Genomic DNA, 22,303 nt, shown 5'->3' on the forward strand with positions numbered 1-22,303 from the left:
AGTGCTGAGACGCGTCCTATCCTGAGAAAGTCGGGCAGGGCTCGGCCCCGGCCCACAGGGGTGGTAGGAGGCCGATATGGCGCGCCAGTGGTCCTATTGGACCAGCAACAAGCTGCAGATCCTCGGCGACTACGTGGACAGGTTCAACCTGGCGTCCAAGTCCTCGAAGGAGCGAATCTACCTTGATCTGATGGCCGGGCAGCCGGAGAACATCGAACGGCATACAGGGGAGCTCATCGACGGATCGCCACGGCGGGTTCTGGCTGCTGAGCACGGCTTTACGAGGCACGTGTTCTTCGAACTGCCCGAGAATGCGGCCAAGCTGGAGGAATCACTGCGGAAGGACTTCCCGGACAAGAAATTCCGGGTCGTGCCCGGGGACTGCAATGAGACCATCGACGGCGTGCTGGCGGAGTTGATGCCCTTCAACCGTGCACCCACGTTCGCCTTCATCGATCAACAAGCGGCGGAGGTGGATTGGGCGACGATCGTCAAGATCGCCCAGTTCAAGAGTCCACAGGTGAAGACCAAGGCGGAACTCTGGTTGCTCGTCTCGCCGGTGTTCACCTTGCGCGGAATCCGCGGCACCAGCAGCGAGCGATTCCGCGAGCGAGTCACCCGGTTCTACGGCACCGACAAGTGGAAGATCATCCAACGCGCCCTCGACGCGAATGCCATCACGACGAACCAGTATCGCGACGAGATGACCAACCTCATTCGGTTCCGCTTGGCCGAGCATCTGGGCTATCGGCACACTCATCGGATCCCGATGCGAATGACCAACAGAACGACTATTTACGACATGGTGTTCGCCACCGATCATGACGCTGGGGATCGGATCATGCGCCACCTCTACAAGCAGGCGGCCGAGCGAGAACCCCGCATGATGGCCGAAGCCCGGCGATTCGCGCGGGCTCAAAAGGAGGAAAAGTCAGGGCAGCTGTCGTTCTTCGAACTACCTGTTGCGGCGGTTCCTACTGTCACCGGAGACGTCCTATGGCAGCCGAAGCCGCACTGGTGGCCGTCCAGTAGGCCATGGTGGGCTGAGTTCAGCGACGGCGCCGAGCTTCGTCCCGAGCCGGTCAGCGAGCGGCCAACTGTGGCATACCATCCCACAGCCGACCGTCGAGCTCGCGGCCCATCGCCTTCGGCGTCCGACCGCCCCACTGCTTGAAGAAGAACGGGATCGCTGCCGCGTCGCAAGCGTCGCGAATGTCCCGCACCCAACTCGGATCCATCGGGCGGTGACCGATGCCGGACTCTCCGCCAGCGATCACCCACCCGATGCCATCCAAGACCAGGCTGTCCAGCGGGCCGAGGAGCGGCTCGCACGACAGAAATCGGACCGCGGCCGGGACCTCTCGCAGATGATCCACCCGGTCGAGGTGGTCGGCGTTCTCGACCGAGACCCCCATCCACACATTCGATGGCCACTCCAGCTGGTCCGCAACGCGCCGCAGCCGCAACGCGCGCTTGGTGAGTATCTGGTAGGTGTGCTGCGGAGTCTCACGCATGACATCGAAGACATCACGGATGTAGCCGACCGGCACCCTCGCGTGGAAAAGGTCGGACATTGAGTTCACGAACACCACTCGCGATGTCCGCCAGCGACGTGGCACATCGAGCGCATGGGGGTGAAGCGTCACACCGAAACCTGGGCCGGAGGTACGCGGATCGCCATCCCGCTGGTATTTTTCGGCCCCCATGGACTTGAGCCGCTTTGCCAGCACCATGGCGTAGCAGCGGTCGCAACCGGCCGATACACGGTCGCAGCCCGTCACCGGATTCCACGTCGCCTCAGTCCATTCGATGGATGACTTGTCGGACATGGCGCCTCCTTCCGGTCGATATCGACCGTAGTCTTTATTACGACTGTTCGTAGTGGACACGGGCAAGGTTGCCTCCCCGCCCGCAACCGAGCCGGGCGGCTCCTCGCCGAACTGGGTACGCAGCCCGTACGCAGCAACCCTGAATATGACCAACACCATCAATCTCTTAAACGCGCAAATCTCCCGGTCAGAGATGGGTTCCAAACACCGCCAACATCAGCCCAATTGGCCAAACTCCGAGATCAGCAACCTCAAAAACCGTTGTCCGAAAGGACGTGTGGGTTCGAGTCCCACACTCGGCACCACGGTCGATCTCCGATCCGGAGATCATTCACTCTTCACCCCTTCAGGCCCCTCCGGTGGCCCGTGTTCGCATAGGCGCGGGCTTGGACGAAACCCGGCGGTTGCGGCGGTATTCGATCGGGAATTCCGGAATTCGGTCAGCGCGCAGGCTGTTCGGCGGCGATATCGCGAGAAGCGCTGTCCAGCAGGCTGTTCAGGCCGGCCCGGAGGGGATCGGCCACGGGATCGCCCTCATCCCGGGCCCAGAGGAAGGCGGTCGAGCGGCGGCGCGATGACCTCGTGCACGGATGGGCAACCGGGTTTGCCAGTGCGGTGCAGAGGCCGCGTGAGCCGGGGTGGCGCGGTTTCAGAGCAAAAACCTTTCAGTCCGTTTTCACTACGGCGACGCGGCGCGTCGAGCATTATCTGTGTGCTGAAGTTCCGATGAGCATGGTGGAGGCCGCATGCGAATCCCGAAATCCGCGCGGGCGAAAGCCACCCTGAGCAGGCTGGGTGCGGCGGTGGTGCTCGCCGCGCTGTGCGGAGGTTGCGGTTCGCAGACGGGCGGGTCCGCGGTACCGGCTGAAACAGCGGCGGTTGGAACGACGACGACAGTCCGTATGGCGACGCCTCCGAAAGACACCAAGAAGCCCTCGTCGGGCCTGCCCTCGGCCGCGGACGGGACGAATCTGGACGCCTGCGCCAACGGCAACTGCGAGATCCAGGTCGACGGGCCGACCACGATTCCGGTTCCCGGCTATTCGAGAATCAGCAATGTCCAGATCAAGCAGATCAGCCCCGGCTCGGTCACGGCGACGACGACCGTGTTCGGGCTGCCCGTGTCCGGGTCGACCGGGGTGGGAGGCACCATCTTCCTGAACGGCCTGACCGTGAAGATAGTTGCCGTCCAGGGCAGCTCGGCCGTCCTGCGCCTGAGCACGTCCTAGCGTCAGCCGCCCGCGCCGGAGCCCCACAGCACACCGGGCGGCGGATTAGACTGCCGGGTCGGAAAGATGAGAGCGGTGTTTCGAACCACGACTTCGGCAGCGACGTAGATCCACGCAGGCCGGTGAAACATGCGGAGGTCACGAATGCGGGTGAAGAGGATGACCGCGGACCTGTCCGAGTATCCGGACCTGGTCGTGATCCTGCTCGGGATGCGTGTGCGCACGCCGCGGGGAATTCTGCGGCTGCTGGGCGTCGGCCCCAAGCTCTACAGGTCGCATCACGATCGACCGGACGGCCTCCTCTCCCATGAGGACGTGGTGTGGTCGCTGTGGCCGCCGCACTGGGGGGCGCGGCAGTATTGGCGGGATTTGGAGAGCCTGGAGCGATGGACTCGCTCCGAACCGCACCGGCAGTGGTGGCAGCGGTTCCTGCGGGATTCCGGCGGGACCGGATTCTGGCACGAGGCCTATTTCGCCAGGGGCGGAATCGATTCCGTCTACGACGATATGTCCGCGCCCGCCGGGCTGGCCCGGTTCGCCCCCACCGTCCCAGCTCGCGGGCGGTTGTTCTCGACGCGAGGGCGAGTACGCGGCACCGCACCCGAAATCGCGCCCGCGGTAACGGAATCCGCCCTCTATGACACGACCGATAGCAATACCTGTGCGGCTATTGATTTGGCATGCGCGAACGGGCATGCTCACATTCCAGGGGCATTGACCTGTTGCCGACCGGACACTCCGGTGAACGAGAACCAACGTCAGGTGAGCGACATTCGGCCGCACGATGAACATCGCGGTTGAAGCATGTGATTCGGTCACAGAACTGTTTCGAAGCGACAACGGCGGGCATAAGTTATCGGCATGCATGTCCTGTTCGTGTGCAGCGGAAATGTTTGCCGATCCGTCATAGCCGAACGCCTGACCCTGGCGGTGGCCGCTGAACACGGACTACAGGAGCTTTCCGCCGAGAGTGCCGGCGTCCGCGCACTGGTCGGATTCCCGGTCGAACCCCTTGCCGCACAGACGATTGTGGGCCTCGGCGGCAATGCCGACAATTTCAAGGCCCGCCGCCTCAAGGCGGACATGGTGCATCGCGCCGACCTGGTGCTGGCCATGACCGAGCAGATCCGCGACCAGGTGCGCGAACTCGTGCCCGAGGCGATCCCCCGCACCTTCACCCTGCTCGAGGCGTACCGGATCGCGAAGGTGAGCGGCGCGCGCACCGTGGTCGGACTGCACGCGGCGCGCAATGATCTCGCCTACGTCGGCCGGGAGAACATCTCCGACCCGGTCGGCCTGTCCGCCCAACAATATTGCGATGTGGGCGACAAGATCGCAGAGGCGCTGGTGCCGCTGCTGCTGGCGATGCACGCGCATCAGCATCCGCAGGCCACCCTGCGCACGCGCAGCGCCGTGGACGGCCAGCCGCCGCTGCTGGTGATCGACGGCGGCCGCGGCGATTCGAGCAGGCGCAGCGAACACCCCAAGTCGGTCGAATACCCCGGTATGGCGGTCGAACCGACCCGGCACGTGGCGGAATCCGCCGGTTAGGAGACGACCCCGGCGTCCACCGGCCGTTCCCGCGTGTCAATGCACCTTGCTGCCGGGTTGGTCCGGTCAGGGATTACACTCTCGCGCGGAACACTTATCCGTTCCGCCGAACGCCACTGCCGGTGGTTCGAACACAAGAACAGGACCAAGGACATGCCGAAGCGAATTTCGGATGTTTCGCTCCATGTTTACGTGACACCTCAGACCCTGCACCGCGTCACCGAGACCGTGTGCCGCGTGGTCGATGAATACGTCGCCGATCGAGATATCTTCGCGTGGCGTTTCACCCTCCCGGTGGAGTCCGACGACCCCACCCACACCGTGCTCGAAACCCAGTGGCGGCTGGACCATCCGGGCGCCGAACCGGGCGATCGCCGCACCTACGAGATCGCGCTGAGCCTGGTGGGCGAGGCTCGTCAATTGACCAAGGCGGGCATCGCCAAGCTCGAGCAGCGCCTGGTGCTGGAACTGTCCGCCGACGAACCGATTCCCTACATCGTGCACGCCCTGCAACGCGAGAACTTCGAACTCGAAGAGAACCGCGAGTTGATTTAACCCAGCTCTCGGGAGCTCTCAGGGGTTCCGCCCCGAACCCCGGGAGCATTTCGGAGGCCCCACCCCCGAACCCCCGAGGTCACCTCGCGGGCTCCGCCCCATACCCGGAGTTACTTCGGGGTTCCCGCCCCCATACGCGGTTCGGGCCGCACCCGCTGACGGGTACGGCCCGAGAAGTGCGTTGTCTCAGCGGCGCGCCGGGAAGTGGCGAATCACGCCTTCCTGCACCGTCGTCGCGAGCAGATCACCGGTCCGGGAGTAGAAGTGGCCCAGGGCCAGTCCTCGCGAACCCGCTGCCACCGGGGACTCGGTCGCGTACAGCGACCAGTCGTCGAAACGGAAGGGCCGGTGGAACCAGATGGAGTGATTCACGGTGGCCGCGATGATGCGGTCCCAACCCCAGGACAGGCCGTGCGTGGTGATGATGGAGTCCAGCACCGTGGTGTCGGACGAATACGCCAGCGCCGCAACGTGAATCAGCGGATCGTCGGGCAACTGCCCGTCGGTGCGCATCCACACCCGGTTGTGGCCGAGGCTCTCGCCCTTGCCCTTGAGAACCCAGGCCGGGTCGTTGGTATAACGCATCTCGATGGGGTGCGGTGCGTTGACGAACATCTGGAGCTTGTCCTCCAGACCCTCGAACGACTCCTCCACGCGCGGAAGCCCTTCCGGCCCCGGCACGTCGGGCAGGGGCGCGGCGTGCTCGAGCCCCTTGCCCCAGTCCTGGAAGGCGGCGAGCATGACGAACAGCTCCTGCCCGTCCTGATACGCCGTGACCGTGCGATTGGCGATGGAGCGGCCGTCCCGATGCCGATCGACGTGGTATTCGATCGGCTGCTTCGGGTCACCGCCCCGGACGAAGTGCGCGTTGACCGCGTGGATCGGACGCTCCGGACCCACGGTCCGTCCCGCGGCGATGATCGCCTGCGAGACCAGCTGGCCGCCGAACGTGCGGCTCCACACCTTCTCGGGGTGGCGTCCGAGGAAGATATCCGGGCCGTTCTCCTCCAGATCGAGCAGGCGCAACAGCTCCCGCAGATCGTCGGACAGACCGGCCCCCTCGGGGTCCGCGACGACGTCCGAAGACGTCTGGTCCAGCGACGCACTCAAATTAGTGGTCCTCCTCGCCGATGCGATGCACGTGGATCAAGTTGGTGGACCCGACAGTACCCGGCGGCGAGCCGGCCACGATGACCACGAGGTCACCCTTCTTGTACCGACCGATCGACAGCAACGCGTTGTCCACCTGGTGGATCATCTCGTCTGTCGTTCCCACCGGAGGAACGATGAACGTTTCCACGCCCCACGTCAAGGCGAGCTGACTGCGAATCGCGGCCTGCGGAGTGAACGCCAGCAGCGGCAGCGGGGTGTGCAGGCGAGCCAAGCGGCGCACCGTATCGCCGGACTGCGTGAAGGCAACCAGCGCCTTGGCATTCAACCGCTCGCCGATATCGCGCGCGGCGTAGGAGATGACGCCCCGCTTGGTGCGTGGCACGTGGGTCAGCGGCGGCACCCGGGTCGAGGACTCCGATTCCACGGCGTGCACGATGCGGGCCATGGTGCGCACGGCCTCGATCGGGTAATCGCCGACGGAGGTCTCACCGGAGAGCATGACCGCGTCCGCGCCGTCGAGCACCGCGTTGGCGACGTCGGAGGCCTCGGCGCGGGTCGGGCGCGAGTTGGTGATCATGGACTCCAGCATCTGGGTGGCCACGATGACCGGCTTGGCGTTCTCGCGCGCCATCTGCACCGCGCGCTTCTGCACCAGCGGCACCTGCTCGAGCGGCAGCTCCACGCCGAGATCGCCGCGAGCGACCATGATGGCGTCGAAGGCCAGCACGATGGCCTCCAGATTGTCGATGGCTTCGGGCTTTTCGAGCTTGCCGATGACCGGCACCCGGCGGCCCACGCGGTCCATGATGTCGTGCACCAGCTCCACATCGGAGGGCGAGCGCACGAACGACAGCGCGATGAAGTCCACGCCCAGCTTCAGGGCGAATTCCAGGTCGTCGATGTCCTTCTCGGACAGCGCGGGCACGGACACGTCCATGCCGGGCAGCGAGACGCCCTTGTTGTTGGAGACGGGGCCGCCCTCGGTGACCCGGCAGATGACGTCGTTGTCCTCGACGCGCAGCACGGTCAACCCGACCTTGCCGTCGTCCACGAGCAGCCGGTCGCCGGGCTTGGCGTCCTTGGCGAGGTGTTTGTAGGTGGTGGAAACCCGGTCGTGAGTTCCTATGATGTCGTCGACGGTGATACTGACTTCCTCGCCGGTGTTCCAGACGGTCTTGCCGTCGCCCTTGAACCGGCCCAGCCGGATCTTCGGGCCCTGCAGGTCGGCGAGGATGCCGACGGCGCGGCCGGCCGTATCGCTGGCCGCGCGCACCTTCTTGTAGTTCTCGGCATGATCGGAGTGCTCGCCGTGGCTGAAGTTCAGGCGCGCAACGTCCATGCCACTTTCGACGAGCTCACGAATCCGGTCCTCGGATGACACTGCTGGTCCGAGGGTGCACACAATCTTCGTTCGTCGCATCACCCGCTCAACCCTAGACCTGTGGCAATGCTCATGCCGACCCCGGCACATACATATCTGGATCTCGTAAGCAGCCGTTCAGCTATTTCCCGGCGCCCGCCCATTGCCGCAGCTCCGCTGCGGTTGTTCGCGGCCGAGGCGCAGGTCTATGGAGCCGGCACCTCGGTCTTGTCTCCTCCGCCCTCCGAGCGCAGGTCTATGGAGCCGTTGGCTCCCGTTCCCGCGGCAACATCACGATGCCCGAAAACCTGGAACCGACTCCGGCCCGATGACAGGCGTGAACGGCCGCCACCGCGGTGAGTGGCGGCCGCCGAAGCCGGAGGGGGCAGGCGAGCCGGCCGCCGTGCCCCTCGCGCGCACGGCGATCCGCTGCACGGTCAATCGCGCAGCGGACGTCCCTGCGGATCGGGGACCTTGCCGATGAGAATGAGGATGCCGTCGATGAGCGCCCAGACACCGCAGCCGCCACAGGTGACCAACTGCAGCACACCGATGGTGGTGTAGCCCAGGTAGAAGCGCCCGATGCCGAGGCTGCCGATGAGCAGTTGCAGCAGGCCCGCGGTCAGCTTGCTCTTGTCGGACAACGGAACTCCGAACGGATCACGGCCGTACGGCGCCTCCGGGTCCCCGCCGTAGGGACCCATCGGACCGGGCGTGCCGAACGGCGAGGGCTGACCGTAGGGCTGGCCGGGTTGCGCGAAGGGCTGCTGTCCCGGGACCGGCTGCTGGCCGTAGGGCTGGCCGTACTGCGGACCGGTGCCAGGCGCGCCGTACTGCGGACCGGTGCCGGGCGCGCCGTACTGCGGGCCGTCGGGCGGCGGCTGCTTGTCGAATGGGTCGGTCACTCGCGTCCTCCTGAGTCGCGGACCGCCCCCCGTCGGAACGGCCCAACCGCTGATGAACCCGCCGAGCCGTGTGGCCACGCGATGTCGGGCGCAGCTCACCGCCGGGGGTCAGGAGCCATTCTTACCGGACTCGACCGGCTTCGCCGGATCAGCCGAGGATGCTTCCGTCTCCTCCGGCTCGATACCGTCGGGTTCGGAGGAGTTATCGCGCTCCATCTCGGATTCGTTGCCAGGCGCAGGGGATTCGGATCCGATGTCGTTCTCGGCCGCCCCGGCCTCGGCGGGCTCGGTCTTTTCGGACGCGGTCGCTTCGGACTCGGCCGCGGCACCCGCCGCACCGTAGGCCCGCAGGGCGCCGAGCTGCCACGGCCACGGCCGCTGCACTCCGGCGCGCACCTGCTCGGCGGTCTCGCGCCCCTTGGTGGCGAAGAGGAGATAGGCCACAGCGCAGATGAATACGATCGCCGAGGTGAAGGAGTTGATGCGGATGCCCGCGATGTGGGTGGCCTCATCATCGCGCAGCAGCTCCACGAAGAAGCGGCCGAAGCAGTAGATCGCGACATACAGCGCGAACAGTCGGCCATGGCCGATGCGGAACTTGCGGTCCAGGTAGAGCAGGACGGCGACGCCGGCCAGATTCCAGATCAGCTCGTAGAGGAAGGTCGGCTGCACGATCCGGATCGGCGCGCCCGCAGCCGTGCCGTTCATCATGTCCAGCCCACCGCTGTGGTCGAAGCGTTGGTAGATCTCCAGGCCCCACGGCACGGTGGTCTCGCGGCCGTAGAGCTCCTGGTTGAAGTAGTTGCCCAGCCGGCCGATGGCCTGCGCCAGCAGAATTCCGGGGGCGATGGCATCGCCGAAGGCGGGCAATGGAATCCGGTACACGCGGCAGCCGATCCAGGCGCCGACGCCGCCGAGCAGCACCGCGCCCCAGATGCCGAGGCCGCCCTCCCAGATCTTGAGGGCGTTCATCGGGTGACCGTTGGCGCCGAAGTACTTCTGCCAGTCGGTGGCCACATGGTAGAGCCGCCCGCCGATCAGGCCGAACGGCACCGCGAACATGGCCACGTCGAGCACCATGCCGGACTGGCCGCCGCGCGCCACCCAGCGCTTCTCGCCCAGCCAGATGGCCGTGATGATGCCGAGGATGATGCAGATCGCGTAGGCCCGTAGCGGGAACGGCCCGATGTACCACACCCCGCGCGGCGGGCTGGGAATGTAGGCCAGGACATCGGCGCCGGTGCTCTCGGCAAGGGCTCGTAAGGTCACGAGTCCCCACCGTAGCAGTGTTCGATCTGCACTCCGCGTCGCTCGGGGCGGGTTCGCGGGCGGGCGCGGGGAGGCGGGGCCGTGAAGGTCTCGTTCTTTCCTCCCTCGGCTCAGTCCAGAACGAGACGGGCCGCGAACCACTGGGCGGTCGGCGAACGGTCCGGATCGGTAGCGCCACACATGTACGAAGACGTTCGGCGAAGGCGAGAAGCGCCGCCGACCCAGCGGAGGACCGCGTTCGAGCAGGAGGAAGGGTGCGTACCGAATTCGGTACGCACCCTTCACATTGCCTTGAATTACGAGGAAACCGGAGCCGAGCGCACGCCCTGGGCCAACTCCGCGGTCAGCGCGCGGACCGCGTCCAGCCCCTGCGCGGCCGCCGAGACCAGGGCCGAGCCCACGATGACACCGTCGGCGTAGGAAGCGATCTCGGCCGCCTGCGCGCCATTGCGCACACCCAGGCCGACACCGATCGGGATATCGGAGTGGGCGCGAATGCGGGCGCACAGCGCGGGGGCCATGGACGACACCGCGTCACGCGCGCCGGTGACACCCATGGTCGAAGCGGCATACACGAAACCCCGTGAGGCTTCCAGGGTCTTGACCAGCCGCTCCTCGGTCGAGGACGGCGCGACCAGGAAGATGCGGTCCAGGTTGTGGGTCGAGGACGCCACGAACCAGTCGTCGGCCTCCTCCGGAATCAAGTTGGGCGTGATCAGGCCCAGGCCGCCGGCCGCCGCGAGATCGCGGGAGAAGCTGTCCACGCCGTACTTCAGCACCGGATTCCAGTAGGTCATGACCACGGCCTTGCCGCCGGCCTGGGAGATGGCCTCGACGACCTTGAACACGTCGCGCACCCGCACACCGCCCGCGAGCGCCTGCTCGGCGGCGCGCTGGATGGTCGGGCCGTCCATCACCGGATCGGAGTAGGCGACGCCGACTTCGATGATGTCGCAACCGGATTCGACCATGGCGCGACAGGCGTCGATGGAGCCCTGCAGGTCCGGGTATCCGGCGGGCAGGTAGCCGATCAGCGCCGCACGGTTCTCGTCGCGGCAGGCCGCGAAGGTGTTGGCGAGACGTGACTGCTGGCTCACTGATCTTCCCCCTCTGGCTTGTCGAACAGCCCGAACCACCGTGCGGCCGTGTCCATGTCCTTGTCACCGCGGCCGGACAGGTTCACCAGGATGATCTTGCCCTCGCCCAGTTCCCGGCCCAGCTTCAGCGCGCCCGCCACCGCGTGCGCGGACTCGATGGCCGGGATGATGCCCTCGGTGCGGCTCAGCAGCAGGAGCGCGTCCATGGCCTCGGTGTCGGTGATCGGGTAGTACTCGGCGCGGCCGATGTCCTTGAGGAAGGCGTGCTCCGGGCCGACACCCGGATAGTCCAGACCCGCGGAAATGGAATGGGATTCGATGGTCTGCCCGTCCTCGTCCTGCAGCAGGTACGAGTACGCGCCCTGGAAGGCGCCGGGGGTGCCACCGGTGAAAGTGGCGGCGTGACGGCCGGTTTCGACACCGTCGCCGGCCGCTTCGTAGCCGATCAGGCGCACGTCCGGATCGTCGATGAAGGGGTGGAAGATGCCGATGGCATTGGAACCGCCGCCGACACAGGCGGTCACCGCGTCGGGCAGGCGGCCGGTGTGGTCCTGGATCTGCTTGCGTGCCTCCAAGCCGATGACGCGCTGGAAGTCGCGCACCATGAGCGGAAACGGGTGCGGTCCCGCGACGGTGCCGAAGCAGTAGTAGGTGCGGTCGGCGTTGGTGACCCAGTCGCGCAGCGCCTCGTTGATGGCGTCCTTGAGGGTCTGCGAACCCGTTGTCACGCTGATGACTTCGGCGCCCAGCAGGCGCATGCGGGCCACGTTCAGCTGCTGGCGCACGGTGTCGACCGCGCCCATGTAGATGACGCACTCGATGCCCAGCAGCGCGCAGGCGGTGGCGGTGGCGACGCCGTGCTGGCCCGCGCCGGTCTCGGCGATGACGCGGGTCTTGTTCATGCGCTTGGCCAGCAGCACCTGGCCGAGCACATTGTTGATTTTGTGGGATCCGGTGTGGTTCAGGTCTTCCCGCTTCAGGAAGATGCGCGCGCCACCGGCGTGCTGGGCCAGGTTCTTGCACTCGAACACCGGCGACGGGCGGCCGGTGTAGTCGCGCTGCAAGCGGTCCAGCTCATCGAGGAAGCTCGGATCCACCCGGCACTTGTCGTATTCGGCGGTGACCTCTTCGATCACGGCCATCAGCGCCTCGGGCACGTGGCGGCCGCCGTATACGCCGAAGTGCCCGCCCAGATCGGGTTCGTGGCTCTTGTTCGCGACGCCGTCACTGGCCTGGGGCAGGCCGAGAGTGTTCTTGCCGGAAGGCTTTTCGGTCTGTGTCATCGGCTCTTTCACCGTCCCCGTCGCACCGGTTTCGGGCAGGACGGGTGGGTTCCGGCGGTCACCAGTTCGGCTACCGCGGCGCGCGGGTCGCCGCTGGTCACCAGCCCCTCGCCGACGAGCACGGCATCCGCGCCCGCGCCGGCGTAGGCCAGCAGATCGGCGGTGCCGCGAATGCCGGACTCGGCCACCCGGATCACTTCGCTGGGCAGGCCAGGGGCGATACGCGCGAACACATCCCGGTCCACCTCCAGGGTCTTGAGGTTGCGGGCGTTCACACCGATCACACTGGCGCCGGCCTCCAGGGCGCGGTCGGCCTCCTCCTCGGCGTGCACCTCGACGAGCGCGGTCATGCCGAGCGATTCGGTGCGGTCGATGAGCGAGGACAGCACGTCCTGTTCCAGGGCGGCCACGATCAACAGGATCACGTCCGCGCCATGGGCGCGGGCCTCGTGGATCTGGTACGGGCCGACGATGAAGTCCTTGCGCAGGATGGGGATGTCCACGGCCGCGCGGACCGCGTCCAGATCCGCGAGCGAACCGCCGAAGCGGCGCTGTTCGGTCAGCACGCTGATGATGCGCGCGCCACCGTCCTCGTAAGCCCGGGCCAGGTCGGCGGGGTTCGGGATGTCCGCGAGCGCACCCTTGGAGGGGCTGGCCCGCTTCACCTCGGCGATCACTCCGATTCCCTCCGCGTGCAAGGCGGCCTTGGCGTCACGCGGGGACGGGGCCTTCGCGGCGGCAGCCTTCACGGCCTGGAAATCCAGGAGGGCTTCCCGAGCGGCCACATCCGCGCGGACCCCGTCGAGAATCGAGTCGAGTACCGTCATCTGGCTCGAATCCTTTCTGGGGAGACGGACTTGCTGCCTGAGAATCCCCCCAGGCGCTGTCTCACCGATGCTGATAAAGAGTAAATGGCTATGTTCCCGTGCTTGACAGCGGGGCGGGTACCGGCGACGCTGCCGGCATCCCACCCAGCTCAGTGGTGGTTGCCGCGCGCGTCCCCGGTACCCGGATCATCGTGCGCGGCAGGGTGATCGGTTTCATCGTCGGTGGGGTCCACGCCCTCGTCGAGCGCATCCCACAGCACCCTGCCCGACAGCTGTTCCTCGGATTTCGCCTGTGACCCGGATTCCGCGCCCCGCTCCCGTACGTGACGTTCGGCAACCCGCGCGGCCTCCGACTTCCGCACGGCCGGGTTCTCGTACTTGCCGGACATGCGGGCCGATTCCGCGGGCATGCGCACCAGCAGCAGACCTGCTCCGAAGGCGGCGATCGCCCCCAGTAGCGCGAGCCATTCCGGCAGCGTGGCCACCTGCACCGCGCCGCCGTGCTCGAATACGCGGAGCTCGGCCAGTCGCGCGGCCCGCTCGGCCGTATTGCCGCGATGCATGAGCAACCAGAAGGCCGGGACGGCCGCGACCGCCGCCAGCACGGCCACCACCACGCCGACCAGCCGCCGTGGCCATCCGCGCGTGGCGAAGACCGCCGCGATGGTCGCCAGCAGCGCCAGCGCCAGCGGCGTGAGCGCACCGAACCAGGTGCTGCCGCTGAGGTGGATCGTCCGGCCCACCCCCACGTCCTCGCGGGTGACCGCGAGGGTGACCCAGGTCATGCGCGAGGACACCCACATCAGGCCCGCGGCGACCACCAGCAGCGCGACCGCCCCGAGGGGCCGGCGCCGGGAGGCGGCGACAGCGGCGGCCCGGGCGTCGGCCTCGGCATCCGCGGCCTTCGATTCGGTCTCGGCCAGGTCGGCCGCCTTCGCGCGGTCGGCGATGCTCGCGGCGCTGTCGGCCGACGGCTCCCAGCCGGGAACCGCCGCATCGGATTTCGCCGTGTTCTCCCCCGCGGGCCGCGAATCCGGATGCGCCCCTGCGCCTTCCGTGGCGTCCGGGTCGGGACCGCTCATCGATCCGCGCCGTTCGGGCGGTAGGCGCGGACGGTCTCGGCGGCGGCGATGGCCTTGAGGACGGCCATGGCCTTGTTGCGGGATTCCACGTCCTCGTAGTCAGGATCGGAGTCGGCGACGATGCCGGCGCCTGCCTGGACGTAGGCGGTGCCGCCCTTGAGCAGGGCGGTGCGGATGGCGATGGCGGTGTCGGCATCGCCGGCGAAGTCGAGATAGCCGACGACACCCGCGTAGACGCCGCGGCGGGTGGGCTCGAGCTCCTCGATCAACTCCATGGCCCGGACCTTGGGCGCGCCGGAAAGGGTGCCGGCCGGGAAGCACGCCTGGACCGCGTCGAGGGCGAACTTGCCGGCCCGCAGGCGGCCGGAGACCGTGGAGACCAGGTGCATGACGTGCGAGTAGCGCTCGACGTGGCGGTACTCGGTGACGCGCACGGTGCCCGGCTCGCAGACGCGGCCCAGATCGTTGCGGCCCAGGTCGACCAGCATGAGGTGCTCGGCGTTCTCCTTTTCGTCTGCCAGCAGGCCCTTTTCGAGCAGGAGGTCGTCCTCCTCGGTGACGCCGCGCCAGCGGGTGCCCGCGATCGGGTGGGTGGTGGCCACGCCGTCCTTCACCGTCACCAGCGCTTCGGGGCTGGAGCCGACGATGGAGAACGCGGTGCCGCCGGCGCCGTCCGGGATGTGCATGAGGTACATGTACGGGCTCGGGTTCGAGGCCCGCAGCATGCGGTAGAGGTCCAGCGGGGTGCCGTTGTAGTCCATCTCGAAGCGCTGCGACAGCACCACCTGGAACGCCTCGCCCGCCTCGATCTCCTTGACCAGGCGGCGCACGCCCGCGCCGAACTCGTCGGAGGTGCGCTGGCGGCGGTAGTTCGGCTCGGGACGGTCGAAGACCGAGACGGTGGATTCGGCGGGGGCGGCGAGGGCTTCGGTCATGCGGTCCAGGCGGGCCACCGCGTCGTCGTAGGCCTCGTCCACGCGCTCGTCGGTGCCGTTCCAGTTGACGGCATTGGCGATGAGGGTGATCGCGCCCTCGTGGTGGTCGAAGGCGGCCAGATCGGTGGCCAGCATCAGGACCATCTCGGGGACCTGGAGGTCGTCGGTGGCGACGCTGGGCAGGCGCTCCAGGCGACGCACGGTGTCGTAGCCGAGGTAGCCGACCAGGCCGCCGGTCAACGGCGGCAGGCCGGGCAGGCGCTCGGTGCGCAGGACCTGGAGGGATTCGCGCAGCGCGGCGAGTGGATCGCCGCCTACGGGCGCGTCGGCCGGGGTCTGGCCGAGCCAGGCCGCCTGGCCGTCGACCACGGTCAGCGCGCTGGGGCTGCCCGCGCCGATGAAGGACCAGCGTGACCACGAGCGACCGTTCTCCGCCGATTCCAGCAGGAAGGCGCCGGGCCGGTCGGCGCCCAGTTTGCGATAGGCCGAGAGCGGAGTCTCGGAGTCCGCCAACACCTTTCGGATCACCGGGACCACCCGGTGATCGGCCGCGAGCGCCCGGAACTGCTCCCGGGTGGTGGTGGTATCGATAGCCGCGTTCAGAGGCAAACCATGCGCGCCGTGCATTCACCCATCATTCCAGGCCCGTCCGACGCGATCTCAATCGCGCTCCCCGCCCAGCCGAGCGAGCGCCGGTGGCGAATAAATGAAGCGGTCTTCACTATGCTCGGGGCGGTCTCGACACACGGAGATCGTCACTGCTCCGGCAGCACGATGAAGAGGTCACACGCGGTATCCGCCATTTTCGAGAGGAGTTCAATCCAGATGTATCCCTCGCAACCGACAGCATCGGGGGGTCCTCGGCACGCGGCCCCGCCGACGGCTCCGGGCGTGATGCCCGGCCGGCCGCCGTGGATGACGAATACGAACCCCGGCGGGAAGCCCTCCGCCATCGCCTCGTTCGTCACGCATGTGAAGGCCCTGGAAGCACTGGATCCACATCACTTCCCCGACGAGTACGCCGAGCACGCCGACCGTATCCGGGAACTCGAGCCGTTCCTGCGCGCCCACGGGATCCTCGACGTCATGAATATCAAGAACCCGGAGGTCGCCGCCCTCATCGGCGTATGACGCGGTACCGACACCCGGTGTCGGCGGCGGTTGGGGTCCGGGCGTATCCCCGGACCCCCGGGCACGCGACACGACCCAAGCCGGCGGCAACCCGACCGCCGAACCTCGGGCCCCGAGCGAACATCTGGTTCGAGGATGCCCATTTCAGTTGGGGCGCAGCGAGTTGTCCGATAGCTCGTGCGCGATGAATTCGGGGTAGGGTACGGGCATGAAGGTTGGTCAGCTCGCGCCCAATTTCGAACTTCCGGATCAGTCGGGGACCATGCGGTCGCTGGAGTCACTGCTCGCGGACGGGCCGGTGGTGTTGTTCTTCTACCCCGCGGCCAATACGCCGGTGTGCACGGCAGAGGCGTGCCACTTCCGGGATCTGGTAACGGAATTCAAGGCCGCGGGGGCCAACTGCGTGGGGATCAGCGCGGATTCCGTCGAGGTGCAGTCCGGGTTCGCGGAGAAGCAGGGACTGGGCTATCCGGTGCTGTCCGATCCCGGCGCCAGGGTGGCCGCGGAGTTCGGCGTGAAGCGTGGCCTGCTGGGCGCACTGGTGCCGGTGAAGCGGACGACCTTCGTCATCGACCCGGACCGGACCGTCGCCAAGGTGATCGCCAGCGAGATGCGCGCGAACGTGCACGCCGACGAGGCGCTGAAGTTCCTGCGCGAGCGCTGACGTCCGCGTTCCGATCAACCGTCCGAGATTCCCGGGACGTCTGATTCCCGGGACGTCGCCCCCCCGCGTCGCTTCTGCGCGCGCCGACAATTCGGACATACGCTGAGCCTATGACTACGCCCAGCACCGACCAGGAGCGAAAGCCTTCAACCTTCGCGACGTGGCGCAATCGCATCATTATCGGCGCGGTGGTCGCGGTGGTGCTGTGGCTGGCGTATTTGATCCTGGCGGCGTTCCTGCCACGGTGGTGGGCGCAGCGTATCGGCGAAGGGGTGAGCGGGAGTTTCGCGAAAGGCATCTGGTACGGCCTGATAATGGGCGCGGTATGCACCGCTGCGCCGCTCTTTCTGGCATTGGCGGCGGGACTCAGCTGGCGCAAACGAGGCGGTCGGTTCATCGCGGGCGGCGCGGCCGTTCTGGCACTGGTCACCGCCATCCCGAATTTATTGACGCTGACCATCGTGTGGGGTAATTCCAATGCGGCGCACGCCGGTCAGCGCATTCTCGATGTCGACGGGCCGGGATTCCGCGGCGCCGTGCTGGCGGGCGCGATCGTGGCCGCGGCGTTGTTCCTACTGGTGGCATTTCTCCTGCTGCGCAGGCAATTCCGCCGGTACCGCGCCGAACGCCGGCAGGCCGAGCTGGAAAAGCCTCAGGTATCGCCGGAACCCCCCGCAAGTCCTCCCGAAGTCGGCACGAACTAAATCCACTCGCGATACACGTGATCGATGTCACGTCATTCAGCAACACCGTGACTGGCGAGCGAAATCGTGGCAAACTTTGACGAGCGAGTGACTCGTTCGATGCTGTTTCGCAGGCTCTCGAACCGGCCGGCACAACACGTCACTTGGCTGCTAGGAGAGGGCGCGCACGGTGACCAAGTGGTTGAATCCCATGGAACAGCGAGCGTGGCGTACCCTCGTCGCGCTCACGACCAGACTCCCCGCCGCATTGGATACTCAGCTCCAACGTGAGTCGGGGATTACCCATTTCGAATACTTCGTGATGACTCTGCTCTCCGAAGAACCAGGTCACCGGTTGCAGCTGAGTGCGCTCGCACAAAAAGCAAACGCATCGCTATCGCGGCTCTCCCATGTCATCTCCAAACTCGAGCGGCTCGGCTGGGCGCAGCGCGTCAGTATCAGCGGCCGGCGCGGGGCGCAGGCGGTGCTGACCGACGCCGGATTCCAGAAGATCACCGAGGCCGCGCCCTGCTATCTCGAGTGTGTGCGCGGCCTGGTGTTCGACGGGCTGGACGCCGAGCAGGCCAAGGAGTTGCTCGAACTGGGCGAGACGCTGGTGGCGCAACTGGACAAGGGCATGGCCCGTGGACTCGGCCGTTCGGGGCGGCCGATCTCGCATGTGGAAATCAACCCGCAGGATGTCCGGTAACGCCGTTCGTCGTCCCGGCATGCCTGTGGCCGCGATCGCCACCGACAGGTGGATTCCGGCCAAAAGCGCGCCGAAACAACGACGGGGACTTCGACAGCGGAAATCGTTGGGGTTCAGCCTTCGTCGGCGAGCAACTGATCGCCCTGAGACAGCAGTACGTCGGTATCGAAGCAGGTGTGGGTGCCGGTGTGGCAGGCTGCGCCCTCCTGGTCGACGATGAGCAGTACGGTGTCGCCGTCACAGTCCAGGCGCACCTCGTGCACGTACTGGGTGTGGCCGGAGGTCTCGCCCTTGACCCAGTACTGCTGCCGCGAGCGCGAATAGTAGGTGCCCTTGCGGGTTTCGAGGGTGCGGGCCAGCGCCTCGTCGTCCATCCACGCCATCATGAGCACGTCGCCGGTGCTCTTCTCCTGCGCGATGGCGGCGAACAAGCCGTCGGCATTGCGCTCGAGGCGGGCGGCGATCGCGGGATCCAGGCTGCTCATCGGACAGTGATTCCTTCCGCGCGCATGGCGTCCTTGACCTGGCCGATGGTGAGATCACCGAAGTGGAAGACACTGGCCGCCAGCACCGCGTCCGCGCCGGAGCGCACAGCGGGCGCGAAGTCCTCGACCTTGCCCGCGCCGCCGGAGGCGATGACCGGCACCGAGACCGCGGCGCGCACCGCGCGGATCATGGGCAGGTCGAAGCCCGCCTTGGTGCCGTCGGCGTCCATGGAGTTGAGCAGGATCTCGCCGACGCCCAATTCGGCTCCGCGCACGGCCCATTCGACGGCGTCGATGCCGGTGCCGCGCTTGCCGCCGTGGGTGGTGACCTCCCAGCCGGACGGGGTGGGGTCCTGGCCGGCGGGGACCGTGCGGGCATCGACGGACAGCACGATGCACTGCGAGCCGAAGCGCTCCGACATCTCGCGCAGCACCTCGGGGCGCGCGATGGCGGCGGTGTTCACCGACACCTTGTCCGCGCCCGCGCGCAGCAGCCGGTCCACGTCCTCGACCGTGCGCACGCCGCCGCCGACGGTGAGCGGGATGAAGATCTGTTCGGCGGTGCGGGTCACCACGTCGATCATGGTGCCGCGGTCGCCGGTGGAGGCGGTGACGTCGAGAAAGGTCAGCTCGTCGGCGCCCTGGGCGTCGTAGGCGGCCGCCAGTTCCACGGGATCGCCCGCGTCCCTGAGGTTTTCGAAGTTGACGCCTTTGACCACGCGCCCGGCGTCCACGTCCAGGCACGGAATCACGCGTACGGCCAATGTCATTTCATGACCTCTGTCATCAGCATTGCTCTCCCTCTCCTCGGACCCGATCGGCGGTGTCGGCGATCAGTTCCAGTAGTTCCTCGTGCACGCCGGGCGCGGCGGCCAGCACCGAACCGGATTCGATGGTCCAGTCCCGGCCCAGCAGGTCGGTGACCACGCCGCCCGCGGCCCGGACCAGGACCACGCCCGCCGCGTTGTCCCACGGGTGATGTCCGAACACCACGGCCCCACCCAGAATTCCGGACGCGGTGTAGGCCAGGTCGATGCCGGTGGAGCCGTACATGCGCTGGCGACCGGACAGCCGGCTCAGCGCGCCCAGCAGATTGAAGCGGAAGATGCCCGGAATGCGGCCCGCCCCATCGATATTGAAGCTGCCGAAGCCGATCATGGCGGTGGAGAGCTTGGCGGGGGCCAGGGGCGGCAGCGGGTTCCCGTTCAGTAGTAGCGGGCCCCCGGCGACGGCCGCGTAGCGCTGGCCGAGCACCGGCAGCCAGGTCAGACCGATGACCGGGACGCCGTCGCGGACCAGCGACAGCAGCAGGCCGCACATGGGGCTGCCCGCCGAGTAGTTGTAGGTGCCGTCGATGGGGTCGAGCACCCACGCGGTGCCCGAGGTCAGCTGCGGGCCGCCGAATTCCTCACCGTGCACCGGGATTCCGGTGCGCTCGTCCAGATGCCGGGAGATGGTGCGTTCGAGTTCGAGGTCCAGTTCGGTGGCGAAGTCGTTGCGCCCCTTCGCGACCGCGCTCGGAGCCCCGATGCCCTCGACGAAACGCGGTGCGGCGGAGTCGAGCACCTCACTGGCGATGCTGAGCAGCTCGGCGAGTTCGGCGGCCACGGCGCTAGCGGACCGCGGCCAAGGCTTCGGGCAGCGTGAACCGGCCCGCGTACAGGGCCTTGCCGATGATCGCGCCCTCGACGCCCTCGTCGGTCAACGTCGCGATGGCGCGCAGATCGTCGAGGGTGGAGATGCCGCCGGAGGCGATGACCGGCGCCTCACAGGCATTGGCGACCTGGCTGAGCAGATCCAGATTCGGGCCGGTGAGCGTGCCGTCCTTGGACACATCGGTGACCACGTACCGTGAGCACCCGTCGCGTTCGAGGCGCTCGAGCACCTCCCACAGATCGCCGCCGTCGGTCACCCAGCCGCGCCCGCGCAGCCGCCACTCGCCGTCGATGAGCTTCACGTCCATGCCGACCGCGATCTTGTCGCCGTACTCGCCGATGGCCCGGGCAGACCACTGCGGGTTCTCGATCGCGGCGGTGCCCAGATTCACGCGCGCGCACCCGGTGGCCAGCGCGGCCTTCAGCGAGTCGTCATCCCGGATTCCGCCCGACAGCTCGACCTTCACATCGAGCTCGCCGATGACCTCGGCGAGCAATTCCCGATTACTACCCTTCCCGAACGCGGCATCCAGATCGACCAGATGCACCCACTCCGCCCCCGCGTGCTGCCAGGCCAGCGCGGCGTCGCGCGGCGAACCGTAATTGGTTTCGCTGCCCGCCTCTCCCTGAACCAGGCGCACAGCCTCACCATTGGCGACATCGACGGCAGGTAGCAGCACAAGACTCACGGGGTAAGCCTAGTGGTTGCCCGCCGTCGCACCGACCGCAGGGTTAACCGTCCGAGACGTGAGGAACACAGTCCTCAGCGGTCGGCGATATCCGGGGTTCGAGCGTGGACGTGGTGTCACGCCGAGGGCAGGCCGGGCGGCCGCCGGAGGTTTCGGCACGGGCGAGATGACCGGCTCGACCGCGTGCCGAGGCGGACCCGCTCAGCTGTCCCGGGCGTGGGACTCGAGGATTCGGTTCAGCGTCAGGACGAAATTGGCGCGTTCGGCGGCGGTGAAGCCCGGGAGTAGTCGCCGCTGCGCGGCTTCCAGGCGTTCGTCCAGGTCGGCGAGGTGTGCCCGGCCCGCGGGGGTGAGGGTGAGGGTGTTGCGGCGGCGGTCGGCGGGGTCGGGGGTGCGGCGCAGGAGGCCGCGGTCGGCCAGATCGTTGACCGCGGCCACGACGTCGCTGCGGTCTATGCCGGTGCGGCGGCCCGCTTCGGCCTGACTGAGGGGGCCCTGTTCGTCGAGGGTGGCGAGTAGGGCGTAGTGGTAGCGACGGGAGCCGGTGGGTTCCAGGGCTTTCTCGGTGCAGCGATTGGCGATGAGGGCGACCTGGCCGATGAGGCGGGTGGGGAGGGCGCGCAGTCGGCCGGAGGCGCCGTCGGGCGCGGTGTCCATGCGGGAAATCTACCAACACTTGTTGGGGATACCCACAATCGGTTACATTGGTATCACCAACGTTGGTGATACCAATCATCTCATCGAAAGACCGAAGCCATGAACACGATCGACACCACCACGCGGCAAATCCAGCAGCTGGCCGACAAATTCGAGATCACCGAACTCGTCCACCGCCTCGGCCGGGCCCTCGACGAGGGCGACTGGGACGAGCTCGCCGCCCTCTACACCGCCGATGCCACCGCCCGCACGCCCGGCGGCCTGGCCTCGGGCCGCACCGCGCTGGTCAGCCAGGCGAGCCGAAACCACTCCCCCGACAAGCGAATCCAGCACCTCATCAATGGCATCCTCATCGACCTCGACGGCGACGCCGCCACGATCCGCGCCAACCTCTTGGTCGTCTTCGCCTGGGGTCTCGCGCAGGACCCCGCCCTCGGCGCCCAGCCGCGTCTCACCCTCGGCGAGGTCTACCGCTTCGACGCGGTCCGCACGCCCGAGGGCTGGCAGTTCTCGAGCGTTGCCTCCACCCCCGTCTGGTCCGTCGGCACCCGCCCCACGCCGCCGGCTGCCTGAACAAAAGCGAAACCCCCGCCGG

Annotated in this window: 25 protein-coding genes; 10 read left to right on the plus strand and 15 right to left on the minus strand. The window is 67.4% G+C overall.

Going from position 1 to position 22,303, the window contains the following annotated elements; translation table 11 throughout:
• The first annotated feature begins 76 nt into the window (after positions 1 to 76).
• Positions 77 to 1,174, plus strand: coding sequence for a three-Cys-motif partner protein TcmP (tcmP, locus tag GLP40_RS14110; RefSeq protein WP_154788365.1), 1,098 nt, complete (start codon positions 77 to 79; stop codon positions 1,172 to 1,174).
• On the opposite strand, the gene GLP40_RS14115 is transcribed toward tcmP, so the two are convergent.
• Positions 1,083 to 1,829, minus strand: a complete 747-nt coding sequence (locus tag GLP40_RS14115) for a DUF5131 family protein (protein ID WP_154788610.1) — start codon at positions 1,827 to 1,829, stop codon at positions 1,083 to 1,085. The two genes, tcmP and GLP40_RS14115, sit on opposite strands and share 92 nt — an antisense overlap.
• Positions 1,830 to 2,575: 746 nt before the next feature.
• Here GLP40_RS14115 and GLP40_RS14120 point away from each other — a divergent pair.
• From GLP40_RS14120 to GLP40_RS14135, 4 genes are all read left to right on the plus strand, one after another.
• A complete protein-coding gene (locus GLP40_RS14120; RefSeq protein ID WP_154788366.1) occupies positions 2,576 to 3,058 on the plus strand; it encodes a hypothetical protein in 483 nt (160 codons plus the stop codon).
• A 159-nt stretch (positions 3,059 to 3,217) separates the two neighbouring features.
• Entirely contained in the window at positions 3,218 to 3,859 is a 642-nt protein-coding gene (locus GLP40_RS14125) for a phenylacetaldoxime dehydratase family protein (RefSeq protein WP_230329568.1), read from the plus strand.
• Positions 3,860 to 3,919: 60 nt separating this feature from the next.
• Positions 3,920 to 4,609: an arsenate reductase/protein-tyrosine-phosphatase family protein gene (locus GLP40_RS14130; RefSeq protein ID WP_154788368.1), complete on the plus strand. Its 690-nt coding sequence runs from the start codon at positions 3,920 to 3,922 to the stop codon at positions 4,607 to 4,609.
• A gap of 192 nt (positions 4,610 to 4,801) precedes the next feature.
• Complete coding sequence (locus GLP40_RS14135) at positions 4,802 to 5,164, plus strand: hypothetical protein (RefSeq protein ID WP_328290136.1); 363 nt, start codon at positions 4,802 to 4,804, stop codon at positions 5,162 to 5,164.
• A gap of 186 nt (positions 5,165 to 5,350) precedes the next feature.
• Here the strand turns inward: GLP40_RS14135 and GLP40_RS14140 are convergent, their stop codons facing one another.
• The 9 genes from GLP40_RS14140 to GLP40_RS14180 all read right to left on the minus strand — a co-directional run bounded on the left by GLP40_RS14140 (position 5,351) and on the right by GLP40_RS14180 (position 15,662).
• Positions 5,351 to 6,262, minus strand: coding sequence for an acyl-CoA thioesterase (locus GLP40_RS14140; RefSeq protein ID WP_407671600.1), 912 nt, complete (start codon positions 6,260 to 6,262; stop codon positions 5,351 to 5,353).
• A gap of 13 nt (positions 6,263 to 6,275) precedes the next feature.
• Positions 6,276 to 7,700, minus strand: a complete 1,425-nt coding sequence (gene pyk / locus GLP40_RS14145) for a pyruvate kinase (protein WP_328290137.1) — start codon at positions 7,698 to 7,700, stop codon at positions 6,276 to 6,278.
• A 374-nt stretch (positions 7,701 to 8,074) separates the two neighbouring features.
• The gene (locus GLP40_RS34815; protein WP_328290138.1) at positions 8,075 to 8,542 is read right to left on the minus strand and encodes a TM2 domain-containing protein; all 468 of its coding nucleotides are present in this window, start codon (positions 8,540 to 8,542) and stop codon (positions 8,075 to 8,077) included.
• A gap of 108 nt (positions 8,543 to 8,650) precedes the next feature.
• On the minus strand, positions 8,651 to 9,811 hold the full coding sequence (gene lgt, locus GLP40_RS14155; RefSeq protein ID WP_328290139.1) for a prolipoprotein diacylglyceryl transferase: 1,161 nt from the start codon (positions 9,809 to 9,811) through the stop codon (positions 8,651 to 8,653).
• A 296-nt stretch (positions 9,812 to 10,107) separates the two neighbouring features.
• On the minus strand, positions 10,108 to 10,908 hold the full coding sequence (gene trpA / locus GLP40_RS14160; protein ID WP_328290140.1) for a tryptophan synthase subunit alpha: 801 nt from the start codon (positions 10,906 to 10,908) through the stop codon (positions 10,108 to 10,110).
• The gene (gene trpB / locus GLP40_RS14165; RefSeq protein WP_154788370.1) at positions 10,905 to 12,191 is read right to left on the minus strand and encodes a tryptophan synthase subunit beta; all 1,287 of its coding nucleotides are present in this window, start codon (positions 12,189 to 12,191) and stop codon (positions 10,905 to 10,907) included. The genes trpA and trpB overlap by 4 nt, the downstream gene beginning before the upstream one ends.
• Positions 12,192 to 12,199: 8 nt before the next feature.
• Positions 12,200 to 13,018 (minus strand): indole-3-glycerol phosphate synthase TrpC, encoded by an 819-nt coding sequence (trpC, locus tag GLP40_RS14170; protein ID WP_154788371.1) that lies wholly within the window; start codon positions 13,016 to 13,018, stop codon positions 12,200 to 12,202.
• Positions 13,019 to 13,167: 149 nt separating this feature from the next.
• Entirely contained in the window at positions 13,168 to 14,100 is a 933-nt protein-coding gene (locus tag GLP40_RS14175; protein WP_154788372.1) for a TIGR02234 family membrane protein, read from the minus strand.
• Entirely contained in the window at positions 14,097 to 15,662 is a 1,566-nt protein-coding gene (locus GLP40_RS14180; protein WP_154788373.1) for an anthranilate synthase component I, read from the minus strand. The genes GLP40_RS14175 and GLP40_RS14180 overlap by 4 nt, the downstream gene beginning before the upstream one ends.
• A 288-nt stretch (positions 15,663 to 15,950) precedes the next feature.
• On the opposite strand from GLP40_RS14180, the gene GLP40_RS14185 reads away from it, so the two are divergent.
• From GLP40_RS14185 to GLP40_RS14200, 4 genes are all read left to right on the plus strand, one after another.
• Complete coding sequence (locus GLP40_RS14185; RefSeq protein ID WP_230329569.1) at positions 15,951 to 16,166, plus strand: hypothetical protein; 216 nt, start codon at positions 15,951 to 15,953, stop codon at positions 16,164 to 16,166.
• 208 nt (positions 16,167 to 16,374) lie between these two features.
• Positions 16,375 to 16,830, plus strand: coding sequence for a peroxiredoxin (locus GLP40_RS14190; RefSeq protein ID WP_154788374.1), 456 nt, complete (start codon positions 16,375 to 16,377; stop codon positions 16,828 to 16,830).
• A 110-nt stretch (positions 16,831 to 16,940) separates the two neighbouring features.
• A complete protein-coding gene (locus GLP40_RS14195) occupies positions 16,941 to 17,534 on the plus strand; it encodes a permease (RefSeq protein WP_196054662.1) in 594 nt (197 codons plus the stop codon).
• A 190-nt stretch (positions 17,535 to 17,724) separates the two neighbouring features.
• Positions 17,725 to 18,222: a MarR family winged helix-turn-helix transcriptional regulator gene (locus tag GLP40_RS14200; protein WP_154788615.1), complete on the plus strand. Its 498-nt coding sequence runs from the start codon at positions 17,725 to 17,727 to the stop codon at positions 18,220 to 18,222.
• A gap of 113 nt (positions 18,223 to 18,335) precedes the next feature.
• Here GLP40_RS14200 and hisI read toward each other — a convergent pair whose 3' ends face one another.
• From hisI to GLP40_RS14225, 5 genes are all read right to left on the minus strand, one after another.
• Positions 18,336 to 18,707, minus strand: coding sequence for a phosphoribosyl-AMP cyclohydrolase (gene hisI / locus GLP40_RS14205; protein WP_154788375.1), 372 nt, complete (start codon positions 18,705 to 18,707; stop codon positions 18,336 to 18,338).
• Positions 18,704 to 19,477, minus strand: a complete 774-nt coding sequence (hisF, locus tag GLP40_RS14210) for an imidazole glycerol phosphate synthase subunit HisF (RefSeq protein WP_154788376.1) — start codon at positions 19,475 to 19,477, stop codon at positions 18,704 to 18,706. Before hisF ends, hisI begins: the two co-directional genes overlap by 4 nt.
• A 16-nt stretch (positions 19,478 to 19,493) precedes the next feature.
• Positions 19,494 to 20,315 (minus strand): inositol monophosphatase family protein, encoded by an 822-nt coding sequence (locus GLP40_RS14215; RefSeq protein WP_328290141.1) that lies wholly within the window; start codon positions 20,313 to 20,315, stop codon positions 19,494 to 19,496.
• 4 nt (positions 20,316 to 20,319) lie between these two features.
• Positions 20,320 to 21,051, minus strand: coding sequence for a bifunctional 1-(5-phosphoribosyl)-5-((5-phosphoribosylamino)methylideneamino)imidazole-4-carboxamide isomerase/phosphoribosylanthranilate isomerase PriA (gene priA / locus GLP40_RS14220; protein WP_328290142.1), 732 nt, complete (start codon positions 21,049 to 21,051; stop codon positions 20,320 to 20,322).
• A 201-nt stretch (positions 21,052 to 21,252) separates the two neighbouring features.
• Complete coding sequence (locus GLP40_RS14225) at positions 21,253 to 21,708, minus strand: MarR family winged helix-turn-helix transcriptional regulator (RefSeq protein ID WP_154788377.1); 456 nt, start codon at positions 21,706 to 21,708, stop codon at positions 21,253 to 21,255.
• Positions 21,709 to 21,807: 99 nt separating this feature from the next.
• Here GLP40_RS14225 and GLP40_RS14230 point away from each other — a divergent pair, with 99 nt between their 5' ends.
• Entirely contained in the window at positions 21,808 to 22,281 is a 474-nt protein-coding gene (locus tag GLP40_RS14230; protein WP_154788378.1) for a nuclear transport factor 2 family protein, read from the plus strand.
• The last annotated feature ends 22 nt before the right edge of the window (positions 22,282 to 22,303 follow it).

The sequence above is a fragment of the Nocardia aurantiaca genome (assembly GCF_009708175.1).
Lineage (GTDB): Bacteria > Actinomycetota > Actinomycetes > Mycobacteriales > Mycobacteriaceae > Nocardia > Nocardia aurantiaca.

Coding starts and splice junctions, on each gene's coding strand:
- tcmP (WP_154788365.1), top strand. CDS start 77: ATGGCGCGCCAGTGGTCCTATTGGACCAGCAACAAGCTGCAGATCCTC.
- GLP40_RS14115 (WP_154788610.1), bottom strand. CDS start 1,829: ATGTCCGACAAGTCATCCATCGAATGGACTGAGGCGACGTGGAATCCG.
- GLP40_RS14120 (WP_154788366.1), top strand. CDS start 2,576: ATGCGAATCCCGAAATCCGCGCGGGCGAAAGCCACCCTGAGCAGGCTG.
- GLP40_RS14125 (WP_230329568.1), top strand. CDS start 3,218: ATGACCGCGGACCTGTCCGAGTATCCGGACCTGGTCGTGATCCTGCTC.
- GLP40_RS14130 (WP_154788368.1), top strand. CDS start 3,920: ATGCATGTCCTGTTCGTGTGCAGCGGAAATGTTTGCCGATCCGTCATA.
- trpB (WP_154788370.1), bottom strand. CDS start 12,191: ATGACACAGACCGAAAAGCCTTCCGGCAAGAACACTCTCGGCCTGCCC.
- trpC (WP_154788371.1), bottom strand. CDS start 13,018: ATGACGGTACTCGACTCGATTCTCGACGGGGTCCGCGCGGATGTGGCC.
- GLP40_RS14175 (WP_154788372.1), bottom strand. CDS start 14,100: ATGAGCGGTCCCGACCCGGACGCCACGGAAGGCGCAGGGGCGCATCCG.
- GLP40_RS14180 (WP_154788373.1), bottom strand. CDS start 15,662: ATGCACGGCGCGCATGGTTTGCCTCTGAACGCGGCTATCGATACCACC.
- GLP40_RS14185 (WP_230329569.1), top strand. CDS start 15,951: ATGACGAATACGAACCCCGGCGGGAAGCCCTCCGCCATCGCCTCGTTC.
- GLP40_RS14190 (WP_154788374.1), top strand. CDS start 16,375: ATGAAGGTTGGTCAGCTCGCGCCCAATTTCGAACTTCCGGATCAGTCG.
- GLP40_RS14195 (WP_196054662.1), top strand. CDS start 16,941: ATGACTACGCCCAGCACCGACCAGGAGCGAAAGCCTTCAACCTTCGCG.
- GLP40_RS14200 (WP_154788615.1), top strand. CDS start 17,725: ATGGAACAGCGAGCGTGGCGTACCCTCGTCGCGCTCACGACCAGACTC.
- hisI (WP_154788375.1), bottom strand. CDS start 18,707: ATGAGCAGCCTGGATCCCGCGATCGCCGCCCGCCTCGAGCGCAATGCC.
- hisF (WP_154788376.1), bottom strand. CDS start 19,477: ATGACATTGGCCGTACGCGTGATTCCGTGCCTGGACGTGGACGCCGGG.
- GLP40_RS14225 (WP_154788377.1), bottom strand. CDS start 21,708: ATGGACACCGCGCCCGACGGCGCCTCCGGCCGACTGCGCGCCCTCCCC.
- GLP40_RS14230 (WP_154788378.1), top strand. CDS start 21,808: ATGAACACGATCGACACCACCACGCGGCAAATCCAGCAGCTGGCCGAC.